This is a genomic window from Lonepinella koalarum, assembly GCF_004565475.1.
Lineage (GTDB): Bacteria > Pseudomonadota > Gammaproteobacteria > Enterobacterales > Pasteurellaceae > Lonepinella > Lonepinella koalarum.
Window position 1 is genome coordinate 1 of the sequence record NZ_SRHX01000008.1, and the last position, 20883, is coordinate 20883.

A 20883-nucleotide genomic window follows, 5' to 3' on the forward strand; every position below is an offset into this window, starting at 1 on the left:
ATTCGTGTTAACAGAGATATGCTTAGGCTTTCTCAATGACGACATATTCAGGGTAGGACATACCCGTAGAGCTTGTGAAGTGAATATCGTTAGATGTCAGCAACAAGAACCCACCGAGAGTAGCCCCTGAAAGGGGGAGCTAGTAGGAATCCCCGTCCTTTAGGGCAGGGAGGATGTCAACTAACCAGTTACCGAAACCAAAACCTGTGAAGAATTACGCAGCACGGTAAAATTAAGGCAAAATTGACCGCACTTTAACAGGTGCGGTTTTTTATTATCAAAATTTTGTATCAACCCAACTAAACAAGGAAACCCACATGATTAAACTTCATTTTAACATCGCCCTACTCAAGGCAGCTAATTTAGCGACAGCCAAAGATTATGACCCTTTTCTTAAAGGGGTTTACGTCAATCTAGCGGATTTAAGTTTACAGGCGACAAACAGATACATCGCCTTTATCTCTAAACCTGAATCACTTTCACTCATCGAAGGCGAACGCAAAGGTGGCTTTGTATTACCATCTGAACTCGTCAAGCAGATTCTTTCTGTCAAAATTGATAAGAAAATATCAGAAGAACATACTCTTTATCTTGAATTTGACCCAGATTCACAGGAAATCACCGCCACGATTAAATCAATGACGTTAAAGAGTCAAGCGACACAAGAACGATTTCCAAGCATTGCTAATGTCTATGTAATAACGCCATTGTTATTACAATCAGATGGAAATATACAAGTTTGTTATTACACGCCTTACTTGAAAATCCTAGATAACATGCTCAAAGCCCTAAGTATTATACCGACTATTGGTGCTGACAAAGGTGTGCGACTTCATTTTGGCGAAAACAAAACTATTGCAGAGTTTCCCGATAATATTGCTCAATTGGTAATTATGGGCATGCAAGATAATGAAACCCCTAACAACTGGCAATATCAATTAACTAAATAAGGAAAATCCAATGAACCTAAACGATTTAAATAAAGTCCTTTTTGACAATCTAAACCGAATAAATAATCCTGATTTAAGTGGCGAGCAATTAAAAGATACGATTGAACAAAGCAAAGCAGTTGCCAGTGTGGCGGGACAAATTATCAGCCTTGGCGAACTTGCTTTACGCGGTCAAGAATTAGCATGCAAGCAAAACAAGGATTATTGCCCGATTATGCCGGCGTTATTGCAAGTGACAAATGAAACTAAGGTGATTAATCAAGAAACTAATTGATACAGGAGAAACAACCATGCCAAAAGGAATCTATGTAAAATGGACACCTGAAATGCTAACGTTTATTAAGTTATTTCAACCTTATTTCCGTTATTCAGAAATTGCTGAAATGATGAAAGAAGAATTTGGTATCACACTAACGACTAACCAAATCTCATTTAAACTCAATAAACTCGGCATCTATCGTGAGAACAGCGGACGATTCCAGAAAGGACATCAAACTTGGAATAAAGGCATAAAAAGCCCATGGGCGAAAATAGGTAAATGCCGAGAATTTCATTTTAAAAAGGGGCATACACCCTCCCGAACTCGCCCAATTGGTGATGAGCGCTATAGCCAAAAAGATAATCAAATATATGTCAAAGTGTCTGATATTCGTTATGCAAAGAAGAGTGTTAATTGGCGCCCGCGCGCCCACCTTGTTTGGCAAAAGCATTTCGGCGAGATTCCCAAAGGCTACATTGTTTGGCACAAAAATGGCAACTCCACTGATGACCGTATTGAAAATTTAGAACTCATCACACGTCAAGAAGCGGCTCAGCTGGCTCACAAAGGTTATTACGATACCCATGACAGCCTTAAACCACTTAAACGTCAAGTTATCAATCTAGAAACCGCAGTCTACAACAAGGGAAAGTAAGATGTACATTGTATTAAATGAACAACCGAGCCTAAGCGAACCTACCAAACTCGCCTTAAAATCTATTAAGCAGGCAATGAAAGATGCAAAGGAATTAGGGCAAACCGCTATTTATGAAATTTTATCCGATGCTTACGAAAATATCAGAGACTTAATCACGCTTTATCAAGCCGATAGTGACCGATTAGACGCCTTTCAAACCTTACCAGAATGTCCGGCTCCTGATATTCGCCGTTTTATTGATACGCACCCTAAATTATTATTCAAAGAAAAAGGAGCGGAAAAATGACCGCAGTTTCTTTAAATACCCAAATGAGTAACTTGTTTAATAAATTAGTCCGGATTTCGGCATTAAGTGGGAATAAATTTAAACAAGAACGGCAAATCAATCAAAAACATCAACGCGAGCTAAAATCCACTAAAACCATCTCACAATTAATAACCACACAAGGAACGCATTTAACTTGTGCAGAAAAGAAACAACGAGCGAAAGCCATTGAGCAAATGGTCGAACGACAAAGCCAAATCAAGCTCACCAAACAATTAATCAAACAACAGAACAGGGAAGCCGTCGAAAGGAGTACAAAAGGCAGACGCTATGACCGCATCACCCGAGATTCAGCGGATGAAGTCTTTTCACAATGTGTCAGGTTACGAGCCAATTGTACCTGTGAAATTTGCGGAATGGTATTCTCACCGAATAATATGAAAAATCTACATTGCTGTCACTGGTACGGAAGGGGAATACAAGCATTACGCTACGACCCCAATAACGCGGTTGCATTATGCCGAAATTGCCATTTTGCATCAGACAAAACAACGGAAGGACGAACCAAATTTGGACAAATGATGAAAAAGAGATTAGGAGATTTAGGGTCACTCGCTTTGCAACTTAAAGTCAAAGATAAAAAACCGCTAACACTCAGTAAACAACAAATCACTGCTCACTACGCCATTATCGCCCGGCATTTACGCCAACTCCGCCACCAAGGACGAGAAGACTTTATTAACTTTTCCGGTTTAGATATTTATCAAAAGGAAACCCTATGAATGAAATAAAAACCAGCCTTTCGGCTTATGATTTTAATGAAATGCTGAACTACGCCGTCCGCTACTGTCTAGAACGCCACAGCTACGCTGTATGGGACGGACAGCAGTACATCAAAAAATACTGGCAATTGCTAGACAACAAAACCAAAACCATTATCGCCCAAGACATACAACGACATCTTGAAATGTACGAAGAATCCCAACAGGATTACTATTTCAAACTGGATTATGAATCTTGGGCTAATACCCTAAACTGGATACAACAACAACCCACCACCCCAACCAACAACAAAAAATCACTTGAAATCCCCATTATCTCACAGGAGAAATACAATGCTAAACACAATTAAACAATGGTTCAAAAGCAAAAACAGCCTAATCACCACCATTCAACGCCTAGACAAAGAGATAGACGAAACCAACGAAAAGGCTCGAGAATATTCAAACATCGCTCAATCCGTAAATGCCCTGTTAGAACAAAGCAGGATCATGTACAAAGAAAAATGCGTAGAACTCGCCCAGCTCAACGCCAAACTCCACAACCAACAAATCCAACACGAAAACAAGATTACAGGCTTGCAAAAGGTTATTGATAATCAGGCAAAAGATATTTTGCAACTCAAAGCAAAATTAGAAAAGAAAAAACAACGGTATTTCAAAAGAAGAAAATAAGGGGGAATTATGGAACAGGCAATATCCTTACAAACCGTGTCAAAAATGCTCAACATGAGTTATTCCGCCGTGTATAACAACCGCTTGCGTTGGGGAGCATTTCAAATGGAAGGTTCAAGATTGTGGCGAATTTTCCCGTCAGTGCTTGAAAAACACTGTAAAAAGCAGAATAATGTTTGTCGGCTAGAAATACAGGTCGGCGATAAGGAGCATTTAACATGTCGATCTACAAAAAATCAAACGGTATCTGGTGGATTGATTTCAGAACGCCAAGCGGTCAAAGAATTAGACACTCTGCTAAAACGACTGAAAAAAAGTTAGCCCAAGAATACCACGATAAACTCAAACATGAAGCCTGGCAAATTGAAAGACTGAACAAAAAACCTGAACGCACAATTGAAGAAGCATTAATCAGATTTTTAGAAGTTTCTCAAGAACAAAAAGATATTGAAACCAAAATTCGCCATACGGAATACTGGCGAAGCGTATTGGCAGGACGCACACTTAGCTCTTTAACAACAGATGACATTCTCAATAATCTGCCTACCCACAAAACAGGCACAAAAAAGAAACTCTCCCCCGCCACACAAAATCGCTATCGCACATCTATTTTGCGTGCCTTATCCCTAGCCCACAAAGCAGGGTGGATTGATAGCGTGCCTTACGTCCCGAAAAATCCCGAACCTAAATTGCGGGTTCGTTGGCTAAGCAAAGAACAGGCGTTGCAATTAATCAACGCCCTTAGCCTACAATGGATGAAAGAAGTCTGCTCATTTGCTTTAATGACAGGGGCAAGAATGACAGAAATTCTCTCACTCACATGGGACAAAATAGATTTCGCAAGAAATATCGCCATTGTCAGTAGTGACATCGCCAAATCAGGCAAAGCAAGAGCCTTACCGCTTAGCCGTGAAGCGATCACTTTACTCAGAAAAAGACAAAGTCAACAACTCGCTCACTACGTCTTTCATCGTGGCAAGGGAAAATACATCAGCGAAATTGACCGTGAAGACTTCCAACGAGCATTAACCAAAGCAAATATCCAGGATTTTCGCTTTCACGACTTACGTCACACCTGGGCAAGTTGGCACGTACAAAACGGCACACCGTTAATGGTGCTAAAAGAACTCGGCGGTTGGGAAACTGTGGAAATGGTAAAACGCTACGCCCACTTAAACGCCACCCATCTACTCAACTATGCCAGCGTGGGTACATTTTGGGAACAGTCCACTATCACCTCATTCAAATTCACCGCAGAAAACGACCCACAAACCGAACCACCCCAAAACAAAAAAGCCGTAAGTTACTGATTAACTTACGACTTCTCTAAATTTAAGTGGCGGAGGAAGTGAGATTCGAACTCACGGAGGGCGTAAACCCTCGCCGGTTTTCAAGACCGGTGCCTTCAACCGCTCGACCATTCCTCCGCAGCTGTGGGATGCATAATAAGGATTTTTCTATTTTCTGTCAAGAATAAAAATTACGTCATAATATCGTTTGCTGCTTTTTAAAACAATAAAAAAACACCACACTTTTAAAGCTTCTTATAACGCCTCAACCAACTTCACTGCATTCCCAATATAGCTCGCAGGCGTAAGCTGTTGTAAACGCACTTTCTCTTCTTCTGGAATAGCCAGTTTTTCCACAAATTCACGCATGGCTTGTTCATCAACACGTTTGCCACGGGTTAATTCTTTGAGTTTTTCATAAGGTTTTTCAATGCCATAGCGACGCATCACGGTTTGAATTGGTTCGGCTAACACTTCCCAGTTTTGGTTAAGTTCATCACGCAAATGTTGTTCGTTCACTTCTAATTTGCTAATGCCCTTGAGCGTTGCAGTATAGGCAATTAAGCAATAACCCAAGCCGACACCGAGATTACGCAATACAGTAGAGTCGGTTAAATCACGCTGCCAGCGAGAAATTGGCAATTTTTGCCCTAAATGGCTCATCACCGCATTCGCCACCCCAAGATTGCCTTCAGAATTTTCAAAGTCAATGGGATTAACTTTATGTGGCATGGTGCTTGAGCCAATTTCCCCTGCAATAGTGCGTTGTTTGAAATGATTTAATGCAATATAACCCCACAAATCACGGTCAAAATCAATGATAATGGTGTTAAAACGCACCACGGCATCGAAAAATTCCGCAATGTAATCGTGCGGTTCAATTTGGGTGGTGTAGGGATTCCATTGAATGCCAAGGGAAGTGACGAATTCTCGACTTAATTGATGCCAGTCAATGTCAGGATAGGCAGATAAATGGGCGTTATAGTTCCCCACCGCACCATTAATTTTGCCTAACACATCCACTTGTTTTAATTGATTAAATTGACGGCGTAAGCGATACACCACATTCGCCATTTCTTTGCCAACAGTGGACGGTGATGCAGGTTGACCGTGCGTACGAGAGAGCAATGGAATTTCTTTGTATTCGTTAGCTAAACGAGTAATTTCATCAATTAATTTTTGCCATTGTGGCAAAATCACTTCTTCACGAGCGGTTTTTAACATCAACGCATGGGACAGATTGTTAATATCTTCGGATGTACAAGCAAAATGGATAAACTCGCTAATTGCCGCCAATTCAGGCAAGGCGGCGGATTTTTCTTTTAAGAAATATTCCACCGCTTTCACATCGTGATTGGTAGTACGTTCTATTTCTTTAATATGTTGTGCATCGGCAAGACTGAAATTTGCCACAAGTTGATCGAGGTAATCGTTTGCTTGTTTTGACAAAGAAGAAACTTCCGCAATTTGTGCAGTAGATGCCAATTTTTGTAACCAACGTACTTCAACGGTGACACGGAATTTTAATAGACCAAACTCGCTAAAAATACCACGCAAAGCAGTGGTTTTATCTTGATAGCGACCATCAATCGGGGAAAGGGCAGTTAACGCATTGAGTTGCATAGCATTGAAAGACATAGAGATTTTGCTCCGTTAAATAGTTTCATATAATTGTTGTGCCATATTTAGGATCTTACGGCGAGAGAATAGCAGTTGCCATTTGCTACCACCTACTTGTTGCCAAAGCATAGCCGCTCGAACACCCGCTAGCAAACAGGCTCGAATACGGTTTTGAATAGATGGTTGCTGTAAATATTCCGCATTACCGAATATTTGAATCCGTTTACCCAATGGACTGAGAATATCGGTATAGATAGTAGCAATTTTTTCTAACATGGTTTCATCAAGCAGTGAATAATATTCTAATTGCGTTGGCATATATTGAATACGATGGGCAAGCTGAGATTTCGCTTCCGCATTATCTTGCAATCTGCCAGCCATTGCCACTAAGCTCAACCAATAGCGAGCGAGTTCAGGGTTTTGAGCATTTAGTTGTTCAATTAAGGTTTCTAAACCTAATTTGATATTATCCAACGAACCACCAAAAACCGCCAATGTATCAGTTGGGTGTGTTTGCAATAAACTTTTTAAAGAAACTTCTAGGGCATAGGTATTCGCTTGCCCTCGTTGTGCAAACTGTTGCACTAATCTTGCCGACTGACAAACCCCAGCTAGGGCGAGAGTGATGTCTTGATAATTTGCCATGTTTTTTGATGAAAATGAGATTGAGAAAGTTAAGAGTAATATAGCATTTTTAGGGAATAATTTAAAGGATATGATTATCCTATTAGAATAAAACCGCCCATTAAGACGGCTTTATATATTGGCTTTGCAGAGTTTTAATCTGCCACATCAATATCAGGACAAAATGCTCCTAGATTATAGGCTTCAAGTTTCAAATTATGATTTTCATCTACATCAAATACTGCAAGTGTCGCTGGGGTGACAGGTAATAATTTATCTGTCGCAATACCAAGGAAAACATGGCAAACAACCCGAATTACACCGCTATGTACAATAGCTAAAATATCCTGATTAGGATATTTCTTGATATAGCTTAGTAATGTTGTTTTAATTCGCAGACAAAAATCTTGCCAAGATTCACCATTATCAGGGGTAAATTCGCCTGCTCGCCAAGCCTTATAATATTCTGGCTGCTCTTTTAGTAAATCTATCTTTGATTTACCTGTCCAGTCTCCCATATTCAATTCTCTTAGATGGGCATCAAAATGGGCATTCTTGTAACCTACTATTTTTGCAGTTTGTCGTACTCGTCCCAAATCAGATGCCACAATAATTTGTGGTTTAAATTGGGCGAGTATCGGTTTGATTGCTTTTACTTGAGCAATTCCCCGTTCAGACAGACTTGAATTTGCATGCCCTTGTAAACGGAATGATTTATTCCATTCCGTTTCACCATGTCGTAATAAAATTAAACGCATTTTGATTCCCCTTCACAATCCATAACCCAATAATTGGAACCAAGTGAAAATAGATATACAAATTAACGTTGCACCAATAAAGCAAGTAATCAACCCATATTTCATTTGATCCATGACACTAAAATAGCCTGTCGCAAAGTAAATAGTATTTACTTTAGAATGTGGGGGTAATGTGATGGTGTAAGTGAGTGTAAAGGACGCTGCTAAGGCTAATGTCACAGGATCCATTCCCATTGTTTTGGCTAAAGCAATAATAGCTGGAATTAAAATGGTCGTTTTAACCGTTTTACTGGTAAAAATTAAATGGCTATACATACAAATAAAGATGACGATGATATACACCAGATAAATATTCATCTGCTCAAGGCCTAATCCATACACCATTTTTGAAATTAACCATTGGGCACTCTGTGTTGATTCAAGGGTGTTACCTGCGGCATAAGCCCCAGCAGCAAAAATCATGAGCTCCCATTTTATTTTTGCTTCAGACCAATTAAGTAAACCAATTTTTGGCATTAAACAAAGTACAGCAGCGATTACCGCAGTCATATACACACTGATTTTGAAACCAAATAATGCTTTATGATAGGATTCTGTCGCCCAAAGGAAAACCGCAAGTAAAAAAATAAACATTGCTTTTTTCTCGTTTAGAGTGAATGCACCTAATCGTTGACGTTCTTCTTTTAATGTGACTAACGCTCTTTCAAAATCTATTTCGTCTTTAAATTTAAATAACTTCAATCCTACCCAAAAAGAGAGCATCATACCAAAGAAAGAAATAGGGAATGAAGCAATAAGCCAATCCATATAACCAATGTTTCCACCTGCTTGTTGATTAATGAAACCAACAGCAATAATATTACCTGCTGTTCCTGTCATTACCCCCGATGTAGCAATAGCATCAGCTTGTACCCCTTGCAACATCATGACTTTACCAAAGTTACTTTTACCTGGTACGGCTTTGTAAATTTCTAATAAAATCATACAAATTGGCACCATTAGACTGGCTCGGGCTGTTGTTGACGGCACAAAAAAGACAATACTAAAATTAATTAGAATCAGTACAATTAAGGCTTTTTTCGGTGTTTGCCCAAAAGTCGTAATCATCCATAAAGCAAAACGGCGAGCAATATTCGATTTAATCATGGCAGATGTTAAGACAAACGCAGAAACCATTAACCAGATAACATCAAACCCCAGAGTGGCAAAAACTTCTTTTTCTTTGGCGACGGTACCAGAAAGGGGCAATAAAATAATAATTATCATAGACGTCAAATAGATAGGTAAAGCACCACTTACCCATAACATCAATGCTGCACAGAAAATAGCTAATGCCTTTTTTCCTTCTAATGTCAAACCGTCGGGGGTAGGCATAAACATTAATGCACAAAAAATCACAATCGCTAACGGAATGCCTAATTTTTTCAACCAAGAAGATTGAGAAGAAGATGTCGTTTCCATATGTCACCTCATATTATTAAAAAGTCACAAGGAAGTATAATGACCTTTACAAGATAAGAATATTTTTATTATTATATGAATACCATAAAATAATTTTATAGCTTAGGTGAGTAAATGAACTTTTCTCAACTTGAAACCTTTTTGGTGCTTGCACAAACGCTAAGCATTACTAAAACTGCAGAAAAAACCTTTTGTACACAACCAGCTGTCAGTATAAAAATACGCAACTTAGAACAACAGTTGAATACCTTATTATTTGAACGGATTAATAATCGTTTATTTTTGACTGAACAAGGAAGAATCTACCAAAAATATGTACGACAGGCTCTCAATTTATTGGAAACCGCCAAAACACATTTAGATCAATTCAACGATCCTACTCAAGGCAATATTAAGTTAGGAGCAAGCCATTTTGTTGGGGTATTCTTCTTACCACAATTAATGGCAAATTATAAAAAATCCTATCCTAATGTAAACATATCGTTAGATATATCTTCATCTCAACAATTAATTCAAAAATTGGCAGATCATCAACTTGACTTATTAATAATGTCCGATCAAATTTATTTTGATCCACACAAGTATGAGTTAAAAACTTTTCTTGATGATGAGTTAATTTTAATCGTACCAAATGATCATTGGCTTGCCACCGAAAAAGGTTGTACCTTTGATTCGCTTAGAAATGAAACATTGTTAACAAAACAAGAACATTCAAACACTCGCTTATTTTTAGAGAAACGGATCCATCAAAAGGATAAAATAATGCCTAAATTACTCGAAATAAACAGCCTAGAAGGTATAAAACAAGGAGTTATCTATGGTCTAGGTATTGGAATTATTCCGAAAATTGCGGTAAAAAATGAATTAAAATTTGGGTTAATTAAAGAAGTGAAAGTTGTCGATATTGAATTTAATCGCAAAATTTGTTTTGTTCACCAAAAAGACAAGTATCTTTCTCCGACAATTCGTCAATTTTTAGATTATTTGGTGAAAGTTAATATTGTTGTGTGATACCGTATTAGATATTATGAAAACAAAATAAAAGTAACTAACCACGACCACAAAAAATAGATTTAAAATTCACCGCGGTTTCTTCAACTTAACTAAAACCGCGGTCAAATTTTCGTCAATATTTTACATTTCAAAATACACTTTCTTCAACGCCAATTCCAATCCACGAAACTCCGCCAAACCACGCAACCGCCCAATAGCGGAATAACCCGGATTGGTTTTTTTCTGCAAATCATCCAGCATTTGATGACCGTGATCGGGACGCATTGGGATTAATCTCGTGTCGCCATTGGCTTTGTGGCGATATTCTTCCGCAAGTAAGGCTTTTACTACGCCGAACATATCCACGTCCCCTGCCAAATGATCCGCTTCGTGGAAACTTAACGGATTATCTTCTCGTTGGGTGGCACGCAAATGAGCGAAGTAAATCCGATCGGCAAAACGTTCGGTCATTGCAACTAAATCGTTGTCAGGACGAACACCGTAAGAGCCTGTACACATCGTAAAACCATTGGCAGCCAAAGGTTGCGTGTCCACATACCATTGCATATCGTCAATAGTGGATACAATGCGTGGTAGGCCTAAAATCGGGCGTGGTGGATCGTCAGGGTGAACCGCCATACGAATCCCGACTTCTTGTGCCACGGGTATAATTTCGTTTAAGAAATACGCCAAGTGAGTACGGAATTTTTCAGGGGTAATGCCGTTGTAGCGATCCAGTTGAGCCTGAAATTCTTCCAATGTGTAGCCTTCTTCTGCCCCTGGTAACCCTGCAATAATGTTTTTGGTGAGCGTCGCAATGTCGTCTGCTGTCATTTGTTCAAAATAGGATTGGGCTTGTTGACGTTCTTCTTCAGTGTAAGTCCGCTCCGCATTCGGACGTTTTAAAATATGCAATTCAAATGCCGCAAAGGCAATATGATCAAATCGCAATGCCTTTGAACCGTCTGGCATTTCATAAGCTAAATCGGTTCTCGTCCAGTCCAACACGGGCATAAAATTGTAGCAAACCGTATCAATCCCACATTGAGCGAGATTGCGTAAGGTCTGTTTATAATTATCAATCCACGTTTGAAAATGGCCTGTTTGGGTTTTGATTTCTTCGTGAACTGGCACGCTTTCTACTACTGACCACGAAAGCCCAGCTTGCTCAATCACGGTTTTGCGTTTTTCAATTTCGTCCACTGTCCACACTTGCCCATTGGAGATATGATGCAAAGCCGTTACAATACCTGTTGCCCCTGCTTGGCGGATGTCGGAAAGGGAAACGGGATCATTAGGGCCGTACCAACGCCATGTTTGTTCCATAGATAACTCCTTATAATTTATTAATTTAACCCCACTGACACAGGATTCACATTAAACAAAAAACCATCAAAATTCGGATCTTCTACATCCGAGAGTTCAAACAGTTTTTGTTTTACGTTTTCCAAATGTTGCCACATGGCTTTTTTCGCCAGTGCAGGATCTTTTCGTTGTATGCTGGTTAAAATCGCTTCGTGATCTTTTAACCACATTTGGCGATATTTATGATCGCTAATATGTAAATGTAAGCCTTTCCACATCGGATTATTGCGGTATTTCCACAGTTCTTTTTGCAGATTGATTAATACTTCATTTTGGGTAATTTCCGCAATAGCACTGTGAAATTCTTCATCTTCGGAATAATCTTCATCATTTTGCTCAAGAGTAATTCGCTCACGACTTAAAATATCTTTTAAGCGTAAAATATCATTGCGGCTCGCCTGAATCGCCGCAAATTCTGCAATGCTACTTTCTACCAATTGTCGAGCTTGTAATAATTCGAAAGGCCCCACATCCGCATATTCATAGTTATCATCATTTTGTGCCATTACTTTAGGTGAAGCGATGACATATACACCTGATCCTTTACGCACGGAAACCAGATCGTCTAATTCCAACATAATAATGGCTTCACGGATGACCGTGCGACTTACATTCATCAGTTCTGCTAAATCACGTTCGGGAGGTAAACGGTCGCCCACTTGATAAACACCATCAACTAGCTGTTGTTTTAATATGGCTCCGATTTTTTTATAGGAGCGTGAAATCTCTTGTAGCATATTTCCTCCTAAGTTTTCAAAATCCTTATTAGGTATAAATTGGTATAACTAATTCGGCATTTTTGTCTTTTCTTGTTTTATTTTACTTGTTTTTATTATTTAAAAAAGAGAATTTTTATAAAAACGTGATCTACATCACAAAAACTTAATTATTGGTGGACCAATTTTAAGAAATGTGATCTAGTTCACATTTTTTTGTTTCGAAATAGTATAGAATTTTTTATGTTTTTAGCTATAGGTATACCAATTACATAATATTGGACAACCAGTTCAAAGAAAATTTAGGAGACAACCAATGACAAATATTGCTATGAACCACAATTTTAATAACAAAGTAATTGTAATAACTGGCGCAGGCGGTGTGCTTTGCGCCTTCTTAGCCAAACAGCTTGCGCATACCAAAGCACATATCGCTTTATTGGATATTAACCTTGATGCTGCAAACCTTGTGGCACAAGAAATTAACCAAGCAGGTGGCAGTGCGAAAGCCTATCAAACCAATGTGCTGGATTTAGCCAGCATTCAAGCGGTGCGCGATCAAATCGCAGCCGATTTTGGCACTTGCGACATTTTAATTAACGGCGCAGGCGGTAATAATCCAAAAGCAACCACAGACAATGAATTTCATACCACTGATTTAGCTGAAGGGGTAAAAACCTTTTTTGAGCTCGATAAAGCAGGTATTGAGTTCGTATTTAACCTTAACTATCTCGGCACATTGCTTCCTACGCAAGTGTTTGCCAAAGATATGCTTGGTAAAGATGACGCAAATATCGTCAATATTTCCAGTATGAATGCCTTCACGCCATTAACCAAAATCCCCGCTTATTCAGGTGCGAAAGCAGCAATTAGTAACTTCACGCAATGGCTGGCGGTGTACTTCTCTAAAGTCGGCATTCGTTGTAATGCAATCGCTCCTGGCTTTTTAGTCAGTAATCAAAATCGTGCATTGTTATTTGATCAAGACGGCAAACCAACCGCACGCGCCAATAAAATTCTCACCAACACACCAATGGGTCGCTTTGGTGAACCAGAAGAGTTGCTTGGTGCATTGCTCTTTTTAATTGATAGCCAATATGCCAGCTTTGTAAATGGCGTGGTTGTACCTGTTGATGGCGGATTCTCAGCCTATAGCGGAGTTTAAAATGCAAGAGTTTCAACCTAAACATAACATTATTGTGTGTGTGGATTCCGATGGTTGCGTAATGGATACGATGAATATTAAGCATTACGAATGTTTCGGGCCTATTGCCGTTGATGTATTTCAAATTACCGATCGCGAACGCTTTTTAACAATTTGGAATAAAGTGAATTTATTTTCTGCCACGCGTGGAACAAATCGTTTTAACGGTTTAATTTTTACCTTACAAGAATATGGCTATAACAAAGATTTTAGCCAATTAACCCAATGGGTAAAAACAACCAATGAATTATCTAACGGTTCATTAAAACGTGAAATTGAAAAAAATTCTAGCCCTGATTTATTACTTGCTTTGCAGTGGTCGGAACAAGTCAATAGTGCTATTAAGAATTTAACAATGGAAAATGCATTATTTAAAAATGCAGGTCGATCATTGGCTATATTAAAAAACTTTGCTGATATTGCGGTGGTGAGTTCTGCCAATAATGAAGCGATTGAAAAAGAGTGGTCGGAATATGATGTTCTTCAATATACCGATTTAGTTTTTGGACAAAATGAAGGTTCAAAAGCACACTGCTTGAAATTGATTAAACAATTAGGTTATAAAAAAGTGTTAATGGTCGGGGATTCCCCAGGGGATTATTCTGCAGCACAAAAAGCAAATACTTATTTTTATCCAATTTTATTTAATTTTGAAAATGAATCTTGGGATAAATTGGTACTAGAAGCTTTCGGAAAGTTGAAATTTAATTTATTCGATGAAAACTATGCTAATGAATTATTACAAGCATTCAATCAGAATCTTAATCAACATTAAAATAATAGGAGATAAGAAATGTCTGTCGATTTAAAAGCCAAACCCTTTTATTTAACGGATGAAGATATTCAATGGGTAGAAAAAACCATTGCAAATATGAGCCTTGAAGAAAAAATTGGGCAATTATTTGTCAATATGGGCTCAAGCCGTGATGAACAATATTTAAAAGATGTCGTAAATAAATATCATATTGGCGCAGTGCGTTATAACCCTGCAAGCGCTGCTGAAGTGTATGAACAAAACCGTATTTTACAAGAAAATAGCAAAATTCCGTTGTTAATTTCTGCCAATATTGAAGCTGGTGGCAATGGCGCTTGCACAGACGGCACAGAAATTGGCGTGCAAGTGAAAATTGCTTCAACCAATGATCCAAAATGGGCTTATGAAATGGGACGTGTGGGCGGCTTAGAAGCAGCTGCTGTCGGCTGTAACTGGTGTTTTGCCCCGATTGTGGATATTAACTACAACTGGCGTAACCCGATTATATCTAACCGCGCCTTTAGTCAAAATCCTGATCAAGTGTTAGAAATGGCACTTGCCTATATAAAAGGGGTGCAAGAGCACGGCATTTTACCTGCGGCAAAACACTTCCCAGGCGACGGCGTTGATGAACGCGATCAACATTTATCATTCAGCATTAACAGCTTTTCTTGCGAAGAATGGGATAAAACTTTCGGCAAAGTTTATCAAGGTTTAATTGATGCTGGTTTACCCTCTATTATGGCAGGGCATATTCATCAGCCCGCCTATGAAAAACATTTTAATCCAAATTTAACCGATGAAGAATGTTTACCAGCCACATTATCCAAAGGGCTGATTACCGATTTATTACGTGGGAAATTAGGTTTTAATGGATTAGTGGTAACCGATGCCAGCCATATGGTTGCAATGACTTCATCAATGAAACGTAGCGAAATGTTACCAACCAGTATTGCCGCAGGTTGTGATCTGTTTTTATTCTTCAACGATCCTGATGAAGATTTCCAATATATGTTAGACGGTTATAAAAATGGCATTATTACCGAACAACGTTTAACTGATGCACTAAGTCGTATTTTAGCTTTAAAAGCAAAATTAGGTTTACATAAAAAAGCCAAAACCGAAATTCTACAGCCAAAAGAACAAGCACTTGCACAAATTGGTCTGGCTGAAAATAAAGCTATTTTTAGTGAAGTTGCCGATCGTGCGATTACTTTAGTTAAACATAAACAAGATATTTTCCCAATTACCCCCAATAAATATCCGCGTATTTTATTAGTGGATATTAAAGGTGTAGAAGGCGGTTTTGGCAAAATGATCGCAGGGAATAATCGAAAAGCAACTGAAGTATTACAAGAACAATTAAGAGAACAAGGTTTTAACGTTGAAATCTTTAAATCACCGATGGAAAACATTGCCCAAATGTCGGGGGAAGAACAGATTAAAACAATTCGTAGTGTATATGCTGCCAAACGCCCAATTTCAGATTTGGTAAATAATTATGATTTGATAATCAATGTGGCAAATGTGAATGCCAGCACAGGGCAACGAATTATTTGGCCAGCAAGTAAAGGTACACCTGATATTCCTTTTTATGTACACGAAATTCCAACCATTTTTGTTTCGGTACAATGCCCATTCCATTTAGCCGATGTGCCACAAATGAAAACTTATATTAACGCCTATGATTCCAAACCAGCCACATTAGCGAAATTAGTGGAAAAACTAATGGGCAAATCGGAATTTAAAGGAATTAGCCCTGTTGATGTTTTCTGTGGGTTTAACGATACACATATCTAATTTATAGGAGCTTTATATGCGTTTTAATAATGGCAATAGAGAATTTGGCTTAATAGATAAAATTGCTTATCTGTGTGGTGATTTAGCCAATGATTTAACTTTTATTATGGCAGCATTTTTCTTAATGCTATTTTATACTAATGTGCTTGAAATTCCTGGTTATGTAGTGGGTTTATTATTTTTAAGTGCGCGAGTTATTGATGCATTTACCGATATTGGTATGGGACGTTTATTAGATACATCAAAAGCAGGTAAAGATGGGCGTTTTAGAACATGGATTAAACGTGCATCACCTTTTGTTTGTATTACTGGTTTTTTAATGTTTGTTTATGTCGTTAAAGATTGGGCGTATCCACTAAAATTAGCGTATGTGGTTGTAACTTATATTTTATGGGGCAGTTTTTCTTACACCGCAGTAAATATTCCTTATGGATCAATGGCAACCGTTATTAGTGCTAAACCTGAAGATCGCGCAGCATTATCTGGATTTAGAGCAATTGGTGCAAATATTGCCATTTTATTGATAACCTCTATTGTGCCATTACTTATTTATAAAGAAATTGATGGTAAACAGGTTATTCAGCCAGAAATGTTTACTGTTATTATGGCGGTCTTTACGATTTTAGCTTTTATTCTCTACCAAATTTGTTATCGTTTTACGATTGAAAGAATTAAATTACCGGATACAGAGCGTCAACATAGCAAACAAAGTTGTGTAAAAGATGTTACGAGTATTTTTTCAGGGATTAAAAGCAATCGTCCATTACAGATTTTTATTCTTGTCGCTATTATTTTACTGCTCTCTAGTTTATCTACAGGCACATTAAATCCTTATTTATATATTGATTATTTTAATAATAAACTTGGTTTATCGATTGGTGGTATTATTCCTGTTGCCTGCACGTTTGCCATGGTGCCTTTTGCACCAATGTTAGTAAAACGTTTTGGTAAAAAAGAGTCCGCTGCGGTGGGAATGCTGATTACTAGTGTTATTTATTTTGCCCTGTTTATTTTACGTGTAGAAAATTTATGGGCTTATCTTGTCTTGATTACAATTGCTGCCTTAACCTTTAACTATTTTATGATTATTATTTGGGCGTTTATCGCAGATATTATCGATAATCAATATTTAAAAAGTAATGTGCGTGAAGATGGCACAATCTATTCTGTTTATTCCTTTGCACGTAAACTGGGACAAGCACTGGCTGGCGGTTTAGGCGGTTTTGTATTAAGTTTTGTCGGCTATACCGCAAATGTACCTAAACAATCCCCTGAAACATTAGAGCATATTTATAATGTTGCCACGCTTATTCCTGCTATTTCAGCCTTGTTGATTTTTATTATATTGCAATATTGGTATCCATTATCTAAATCGATGGTTGAAAAAAATATGAGTGAACTGGCAATGCGTACATTACAACCCAATCAAAATAATCAATAAGGAAAAATAAAATGAAAACCTTTATGAACGAAGATTTTTTATTATCCACTGATACAGCCAAACGCTTATATCACGATTATGCTAAAAATCAGCCAATTTATGATTACCACTGCCATTTATCGCCAAAAGAAATTGCTGAGAATCGCCAATTTAATAATCTAGCGGAAATTTGGCTAGAAGGGGATCATTATAAATGGCGTGCATTGCGTACTGCAGGCGTTGATGAATGTTTTATTACAGGCAATGCCAGCCCTTATGAAAAATATCAAGCGTGGGCGAAAACCGTTCCACTTTGTATTGGCAATCCCATTTATCACTGGACGCATTTAGAACTGCGCCGTCCGTTTGGCGTTAGTAATACCTTATTTAATCCGCAAAATGCCGAAAAAATTTGGGCGCACTGTAATGAGTTATTACAACAACCTGAATTTTCAACGCGCGGTATTATGCGCCAAATGAATGTAAAAATGGTCGGCACAACAGACGATCCGATTGATGGTTTGGCATACCACAAACAGATTGCGCTCGATCCGACTTTCGATGTGGAAGTAACACCAAGCTGGCGACCAGATAAAGTATTTAAAATCGATTTGCCACAGTTTGCCGACTATATCGAAAAATTAGGCGAACTGACTAATATTGAGATTCGACGTTTTGCTGATTTGCAGCAAGCCTTATTACAACGCTTGGATCATTTCGATCAACACGGTTGTAAATCTGCCGATCACGGCATTGAAGTGGTGCGTTTTGCGCCAATTCCTGATGAAAAAGTATTAGATCAAATTTTGCAAAATGGTTTGAAAAAATCGGCGCACACTGAGCTTGAAATTGCCCAATTTAGCAGCGCAATTTTGGTTTGGTTAGGCAAACAGTATCACGCGCGTAACTGGGTGATGCAATATCACATTGGTGCAATTCGCAATACGAATAGCCGAATGTTCCGTTTATTAGGCGCTGACAGTGGTTATGATTCCATTGGTGATCGCATTTTCGCTGAACCTTTGGCTAAATTGCTTGATGCGATGGATCAAACCGATCAGCTACCGAAAACCATTTTATATTGCCTAAATCCACGGGATAACGAAATGATCGCAAGCCTAATTGGCAACTTCCAAGGCGGTGGTATTGCAGGCAAAATTCAATTTGGATCTGGCTGGTGGTTTAATGATCAGAAAGACGGTATGGAACGCCAGCTGCAACAACTTTCGCAACTCGGTTTACTCAGCCAATTTGTCGGAATGCTGACCGATTCACGCAGCTTCTTATCTTATACTCGCCACGAATATTTCCGTCGTATTCTATGCGAAATGCTCGGAAATTGGGTTGAAAATGGCGAAGCACCGAATGATTTAGCATTACTTGGCAATATGGTAAAAAATATTTGCTTTAATAATGCAAAAAATTATTTCAAATAAAGGTCATGAATATGAAAAAGACATTTACTATTTTTTTTAGCATTGTATTAGTGAGTCCTTCTGTTTTAGCGTGGAATGTTATTGATAATAAAGAGACAGGTACTAGATTTGATATTTATGGTGGCTTGAGTTTAAGTTATATTACGACTTCAACAAAAACAAGTAATGCAGCAACGGATATTCGTACCAAAACCCATTATCATACACCTGTGCAAAATGATAGCACGCGTATCTATATGAATCTTCAACAATCAGTCGGTGGTGATTATTACTTACGCCTTCACAATCAATTGCGTTTTGGCTCTACAACAGGTTATGCACATCATCATCGACATAATTTTGGTAAATTGTATTCTCATACTTTTTTTGGTGGATTTGGTCATAAAATATATGGTGAATTTACTTATGGTAATCAGAATGTATTTACTGATTATATAAAACAAACTGATAAAGCCAATACACATTCTATTGCGGACGGTTTACAACGTTCAGTTGAACGTAAAGTTTTCCAGTATGTTAATAAAGGTGCAATTAAAGGTTTAGAATTTGGTGCATATTATGGTGGAGCAGAATCACTTTCTGTTTTTCAAACAAAATTGGCGAATAAGCGTAAAAATGTTTGGGGTTTAGGTGTTATTCATAAACAACAAATTGATGATCGTCAAAAATATGTGTTAGCTGTTGGTTTTAGCCAAATGCGTAATCACGTTACCAATACTGATCGTACTGGGCGTACTACAATTTATAGTATGGGGTCATCTTATAGTTATGATAAAACCACTATCGCATTCGATTTAGATCAACGTCTTACCAAATCAATTAAATCTTTAACAGAAGATCGCACCGAAACTGAAGCACGTTTTTTAATTTGGCAAGATCTCACGCCACAATGGGCAATTTATTCTCAATATATGGATACCCATAACAAAGTGAAACATTTGCTAAATGATGCACCAACCTATAAAGGCAAAGTAAAAAAATTTAAAATAGGAACAGAATATTATATTATTCCTAAATATGTTCGTGTTGCATTAGAATGGCAAACTATTCGAACAAAAACTTACGAGCCTTCAACCGCAAATTCAAGCAGTGAATATAAGCGTACTCGAGAAAATGCAACTATTTTAGGACTTCGGATAATTTACTAATTTCATTAAGGAAAAACAATGTTATACACTACCGAACAAATTATTGAAAAATTAAAAACACTAAAAGTCGTCCCTGTTATCGCCGTGGATGATGCACAAGATAGTTTACCACTTGTCAAGGCCTTGTCTGACAATGGCTTGCCTGTGGCAGAAATCACATTCCGCTCGGCAGCAGCGGAAGAATCTATTCGATTGGTGCGTCAGCATTTTCCTGATGTGTTAATTTTAGCAGGTACTGTGTTGACCGCAGAACAAGTGGTCGCTGCTAAGAACGCAGGAGCAGATGCCATTGTTACTCCAGGATTTAACCCAAAAATTGTACAACTCTGTCAAGATCTAGGTTTGCCAATTACCCCCGGAGTGAATAATCCAATGTCCATTGAAGCTGCATTAGAATTTGGTATCACCGCAGTAAAATTTTTTCCAGCAGAAGCCAGCGGTGGGGTGAAAATGATTAAAGCCTTACTTGGTCCTTACGGCAATTTGCAAATTATGCCAACAGGGGGAATTTCACCGACCAATATTAAAGACTATCTAGCCATTTCAAATGTGGTTGCTTGTGGTGGATCTTGGTTTGTAGAAAAAGCCTTGATCAAGCAGAAAAAGTGGGATGAGATTGGGCGGTTGACGAAGGAAGTTGTAGAGTTGGTAAAATAATAGTTTGGATTGCGGTGAAAAATATTTGTTTTTTTCACCGCGGTTTTATTGA

23 protein-coding genes and 1 tRNA gene are annotated in these 20883 nt (G+C 38.2%); 17 read left to right on the forward strand and 7 right to left on the reverse strand.

Annotation, left to right across the window (positions count from 1 at the left end; translation table 11 throughout):
* Positions 1–317: 317 nt before the first annotated feature.
* From E0709_RS09710 to E0709_RS09750, 9 genes are read left to right on the forward strand one after another with little or no spacing between them, the layout of a single operon-like run.
* Positions 318–950, forward strand: coding sequence for a hypothetical protein (locus E0709_RS09710; RefSeq protein WP_132302683.1), 633 nt, complete (start codon positions 318–320; stop codon positions 948–950).
* Positions 951–960: 10 nt separating this feature from the next.
* On the forward strand, positions 961–1224 hold the full coding sequence (locus E0709_RS09715; protein WP_132302682.1) for a hypothetical protein: 264 nt from the start codon (positions 961–963) through the stop codon (positions 1222–1224).
* A 16-nt stretch (positions 1225–1240) separates the two neighbouring features.
* Positions 1241–1864, forward strand: coding sequence for an HNH endonuclease signature motif containing protein (locus E0709_RS09720; protein WP_132302681.1), 624 nt, complete (start codon positions 1241–1243; stop codon positions 1862–1864).
* Position 1865: 1 nt separating this feature from the next.
* Positions 1866–2153, forward strand: a complete 288-nt coding sequence (locus E0709_RS09725; RefSeq protein WP_132302680.1) for a hypothetical protein — start codon at positions 1866–1868, stop codon at positions 2151–2153.
* Entirely contained in the window at positions 2150–2914 is a 765-nt protein-coding gene (locus E0709_RS09730) for an HNH endonuclease (protein WP_132302679.1), read from the forward strand. The genes E0709_RS09725 and E0709_RS09730 overlap by 4 nt, the downstream gene beginning before the upstream one ends.
* Entirely contained in the window at positions 2911–3264 is a 354-nt protein-coding gene (locus E0709_RS09735; protein ID WP_132302678.1) for a hypothetical protein, read from the forward strand. Before E0709_RS09730 ends, E0709_RS09735 begins: the two co-directional genes overlap by 4 nt.
* A complete protein-coding gene (locus tag E0709_RS09740; protein ID WP_132302677.1) occupies positions 3248–3586 on the forward strand; it encodes a hypothetical protein in 339 nt (112 codons plus the stop codon). The genes E0709_RS09735 and E0709_RS09740 overlap by 17 nt, the downstream gene beginning before the upstream one ends.
* Before the next feature lie 9 nt (positions 3587–3595).
* Positions 3596–3907, forward strand: coding sequence for a DNA-binding protein (locus E0709_RS09745; RefSeq protein WP_135107933.1), 312 nt, complete (start codon positions 3596–3598; stop codon positions 3905–3907).
* Positions 3805–4896, forward strand: coding sequence for a site-specific integrase (locus E0709_RS09750; protein WP_132302676.1), 1092 nt, complete (start codon positions 3805–3807; stop codon positions 4894–4896). The genes E0709_RS09745 and E0709_RS09750 overlap by 103 nt, the downstream gene beginning before the upstream one ends.
* Before the next feature lie 27 nt (positions 4897–4923).
* Here E0709_RS09750 and E0709_RS09755 read toward each other — a convergent pair.
* From E0709_RS09755 to E0709_RS09775, 5 genes are all read right to left on the reverse strand, one after another.
* Positions 4924–5013, reverse strand: a tRNA-Ser gene (locus E0709_RS09755).
* Between the two features lie 117 nt (positions 5014–5130).
* Positions 5131–6498, reverse strand: coding sequence for an adenylosuccinate lyase (gene purB / locus E0709_RS09760; protein ID WP_132302690.1), 1368 nt, complete (start codon positions 6496–6498; stop codon positions 5131–5133).
* Positions 6499–6528: 30 nt separating this feature from the next.
* The gene (hflD, locus tag E0709_RS09765) at positions 6529–7140 is read right to left on the reverse strand and encodes a high frequency lysogenization protein HflD (RefSeq protein ID WP_132302675.1); all 612 of its coding nucleotides are present in this window, start codon (positions 7138–7140) and stop codon (positions 6529–6531) included.
* 134 nt (positions 7141–7274) lie between these two features.
* On the reverse strand, positions 7275–7877 hold the full coding sequence (locus tag E0709_RS09770; RefSeq protein WP_132302674.1) for a histidine phosphatase family protein: 603 nt from the start codon (positions 7875–7877) through the stop codon (positions 7275–7277).
* A 12-nt stretch (positions 7878–7889) separates the two neighbouring features.
* The gene (locus tag E0709_RS09775) at positions 7890–9338 is read right to left on the reverse strand and encodes an SLC13 family permease (protein WP_132302673.1); all 1449 of its coding nucleotides are present in this window, start codon (positions 9336–9338) and stop codon (positions 7890–7892) included.
* Positions 9339–9452: 114 nt separating this feature from the next.
* On the opposite strand from E0709_RS09775, the gene E0709_RS09780 reads away from it, so the two are divergent.
* Positions 9453–10349 (forward strand): LysR family transcriptional regulator, encoded by an 897-nt coding sequence (locus E0709_RS09780; RefSeq protein ID WP_132302672.1) that lies wholly within the window; start codon positions 9453–9455, stop codon positions 10347–10349.
* A gap of 123 nt (positions 10350–10472) precedes the next feature.
* Here E0709_RS09780 and uxuA read toward each other — a convergent pair whose 3' ends face one another.
* Positions 10473–11657, reverse strand: coding sequence for a mannonate dehydratase (gene uxuA, locus E0709_RS09785; RefSeq protein ID WP_132302671.1), 1185 nt, complete (start codon positions 11655–11657; stop codon positions 10473–10475).
* A 20-nt stretch (positions 11658–11677) separates the two neighbouring features.
* Positions 11678–12433, reverse strand: a complete 756-nt coding sequence (locus tag E0709_RS09790; protein WP_132302670.1) for an FCD domain-containing protein — start codon at positions 12431–12433, stop codon at positions 11678–11680.
* Between the two features lie 295 nt (positions 12434–12728).
* Between E0709_RS09790 and E0709_RS09795 the strand changes: the two genes are divergently transcribed.
* From E0709_RS09795 to E0709_RS09825, 7 genes are read left to right on the forward strand one after another with little or no spacing between them, the layout of a single operon-like run.
* Positions 12729–13577 carry an SDR family oxidoreductase gene (locus E0709_RS09795; RefSeq protein ID WP_132302669.1) on the forward strand — a complete coding sequence of 283 codons (849 nt, stop codon included), beginning with the start codon at positions 12729–12731 and terminating at the stop codon, positions 13575–13577.
* A 1-nt stretch (position 13578) separates the two neighbouring features.
* Complete coding sequence (locus tag E0709_RS09800) at positions 13579–14391, forward strand: HAD family hydrolase (protein ID WP_132302668.1); 813 nt, start codon at positions 13579–13581, stop codon at positions 14389–14391.
* 18 nt (positions 14392–14409) lie between these two features.
* Positions 14410–16170 carry a glycoside hydrolase family 3 protein gene (locus tag E0709_RS09805; RefSeq protein WP_132302667.1) on the forward strand — a complete coding sequence of 587 codons (1761 nt, stop codon included), beginning with the start codon at positions 14410–14412 and terminating at the stop codon, positions 16168–16170.
* 16 nt (positions 16171–16186) lie between these two features.
* The gene (locus tag E0709_RS09810; RefSeq protein ID WP_132302666.1) at positions 16187–17611 is read left to right on the forward strand and encodes an MFS transporter; all 1425 of its coding nucleotides are present in this window, start codon (positions 16187–16189) and stop codon (positions 17609–17611) included.
* A gap of 11 nt (positions 17612–17622) precedes the next feature.
* A complete protein-coding gene (uxaC, locus tag E0709_RS09815; protein ID WP_132302665.1) occupies positions 17623–19026 on the forward strand; it encodes a glucuronate isomerase in 1404 nt (467 codons plus the stop codon).
* A gap of 11 nt (positions 19027–19037) precedes the next feature.
* Positions 19038–20174 (forward strand): porin family protein, encoded by a 1137-nt coding sequence (locus E0709_RS09820; protein WP_132302664.1) that lies wholly within the window; start codon positions 19038–19040, stop codon positions 20172–20174.
* A gap of 18 nt (positions 20175–20192) precedes the next feature.
* Positions 20193–20831 carry a bifunctional 4-hydroxy-2-oxoglutarate aldolase/2-dehydro-3-deoxy-phosphogluconate aldolase gene (locus E0709_RS09825; protein ID WP_132302663.1) on the forward strand — a complete coding sequence of 213 codons (639 nt, stop codon included), beginning with the start codon at positions 20193–20195 and terminating at the stop codon, positions 20829–20831.
* Positions 20832–20883: the final 52 nt, after the last annotated feature.

Bases quoted from the DNA above. Each gene is read 5' to 3' on its own strand.
- E0709_RS09710 (WP_132302683.1), top strand. From the start codon at position 318: ATGATTAAACTTCATTTTAACATCGCCCTACTCAAGGCAGCTAATTTA.
- E0709_RS09715 (WP_132302682.1), top strand. From the start codon at position 961: ATGAACCTAAACGATTTAAATAAAGTCCTTTTTGACAATCTAAACCGA.
- E0709_RS09720 (WP_132302681.1), top strand. From the start codon at position 1,241: ATGCCAAAAGGAATCTATGTAAAATGGACACCTGAAATGCTAACGTTT.
- E0709_RS09725 (WP_132302680.1), top strand. From the start codon at position 1,866: ATGTACATTGTATTAAATGAACAACCGAGCCTAAGCGAACCTACCAAA.
- E0709_RS09730 (WP_132302679.1), top strand. From the start codon at position 2,150: ATGACCGCAGTTTCTTTAAATACCCAAATGAGTAACTTGTTTAATAAA.
- E0709_RS09735 (WP_132302678.1), top strand. From the start codon at position 2,911: ATGAATGAAATAAAAACCAGCCTTTCGGCTTATGATTTTAATGAAATG.
- E0709_RS09740 (WP_132302677.1), top strand. From the start codon at position 3,248: ATGCTAAACACAATTAAACAATGGTTCAAAAGCAAAAACAGCCTAATC.
- E0709_RS09745 (WP_135107933.1), top strand. From the start codon at position 3,596: ATGGAACAGGCAATATCCTTACAAACCGTGTCAAAAATGCTCAACATG.
- E0709_RS09750 (WP_132302676.1), top strand. From the start codon at position 3,805: ATGTCGATCTACAAAAAATCAAACGGTATCTGGTGGATTGATTTCAGA.
- purB (WP_132302690.1), bottom strand. From the start codon at position 6,498: ATGCAACTCAATGCGTTAACTGCCCTTTCCCCGATTGATGGTCGCTAT.
- hflD (WP_132302675.1), bottom strand. From the start codon at position 7,140: ATGGCAAATTATCAAGACATCACTCTCGCCCTAGCTGGGGTTTGTCAG.
- E0709_RS09770 (WP_132302674.1), bottom strand. From the start codon at position 7,877: ATGCGTTTAATTTTATTACGACATGGTGAAACGGAATGGAATAAATCA.
- E0709_RS09775 (WP_132302673.1), bottom strand. From the start codon at position 9,338: ATGGAAACGACATCTTCTTCTCAATCTTCTTGGTTGAAAAAATTAGGC.
- E0709_RS09780 (WP_132302672.1), top strand. From the start codon at position 9,453: ATGAACTTTTCTCAACTTGAAACCTTTTTGGTGCTTGCACAAACGCTA.
- uxuA (WP_132302671.1), bottom strand. From the start codon at position 11,657: ATGGAACAAACATGGCGTTGGTACGGCCCTAATGATCCCGTTTCCCTT.
- E0709_RS09790 (WP_132302670.1), bottom strand. From the start codon at position 12,433: ATGCTACAAGAGATTTCACGCTCCTATAAAAAAATCGGAGCCATATTA.
- E0709_RS09795 (WP_132302669.1), top strand. From the start codon at position 12,729: ATGACAAATATTGCTATGAACCACAATTTTAATAACAAAGTAATTGTA.
- E0709_RS09800 (WP_132302668.1), top strand. From the start codon at position 13,579: ATGCAAGAGTTTCAACCTAAACATAACATTATTGTGTGTGTGGATTCC.
- E0709_RS09805 (WP_132302667.1), top strand. From the start codon at position 14,410: ATGTCTGTCGATTTAAAAGCCAAACCCTTTTATTTAACGGATGAAGAT.
- E0709_RS09810 (WP_132302666.1), top strand. From the start codon at position 16,187: ATGCGTTTTAATAATGGCAATAGAGAATTTGGCTTAATAGATAAAATT.
- uxaC (WP_132302665.1), top strand. From the start codon at position 17,623: ATGAAAACCTTTATGAACGAAGATTTTTTATTATCCACTGATACAGCC.
- E0709_RS09820 (WP_132302664.1), top strand. From the start codon at position 19,038: ATGAAAAAGACATTTACTATTTTTTTTAGCATTGTATTAGTGAGTCCT.
- E0709_RS09825 (WP_132302663.1), top strand. From the start codon at position 20,193: ATGTTATACACTACCGAACAAATTATTGAAAAATTAAAAACACTAAAA.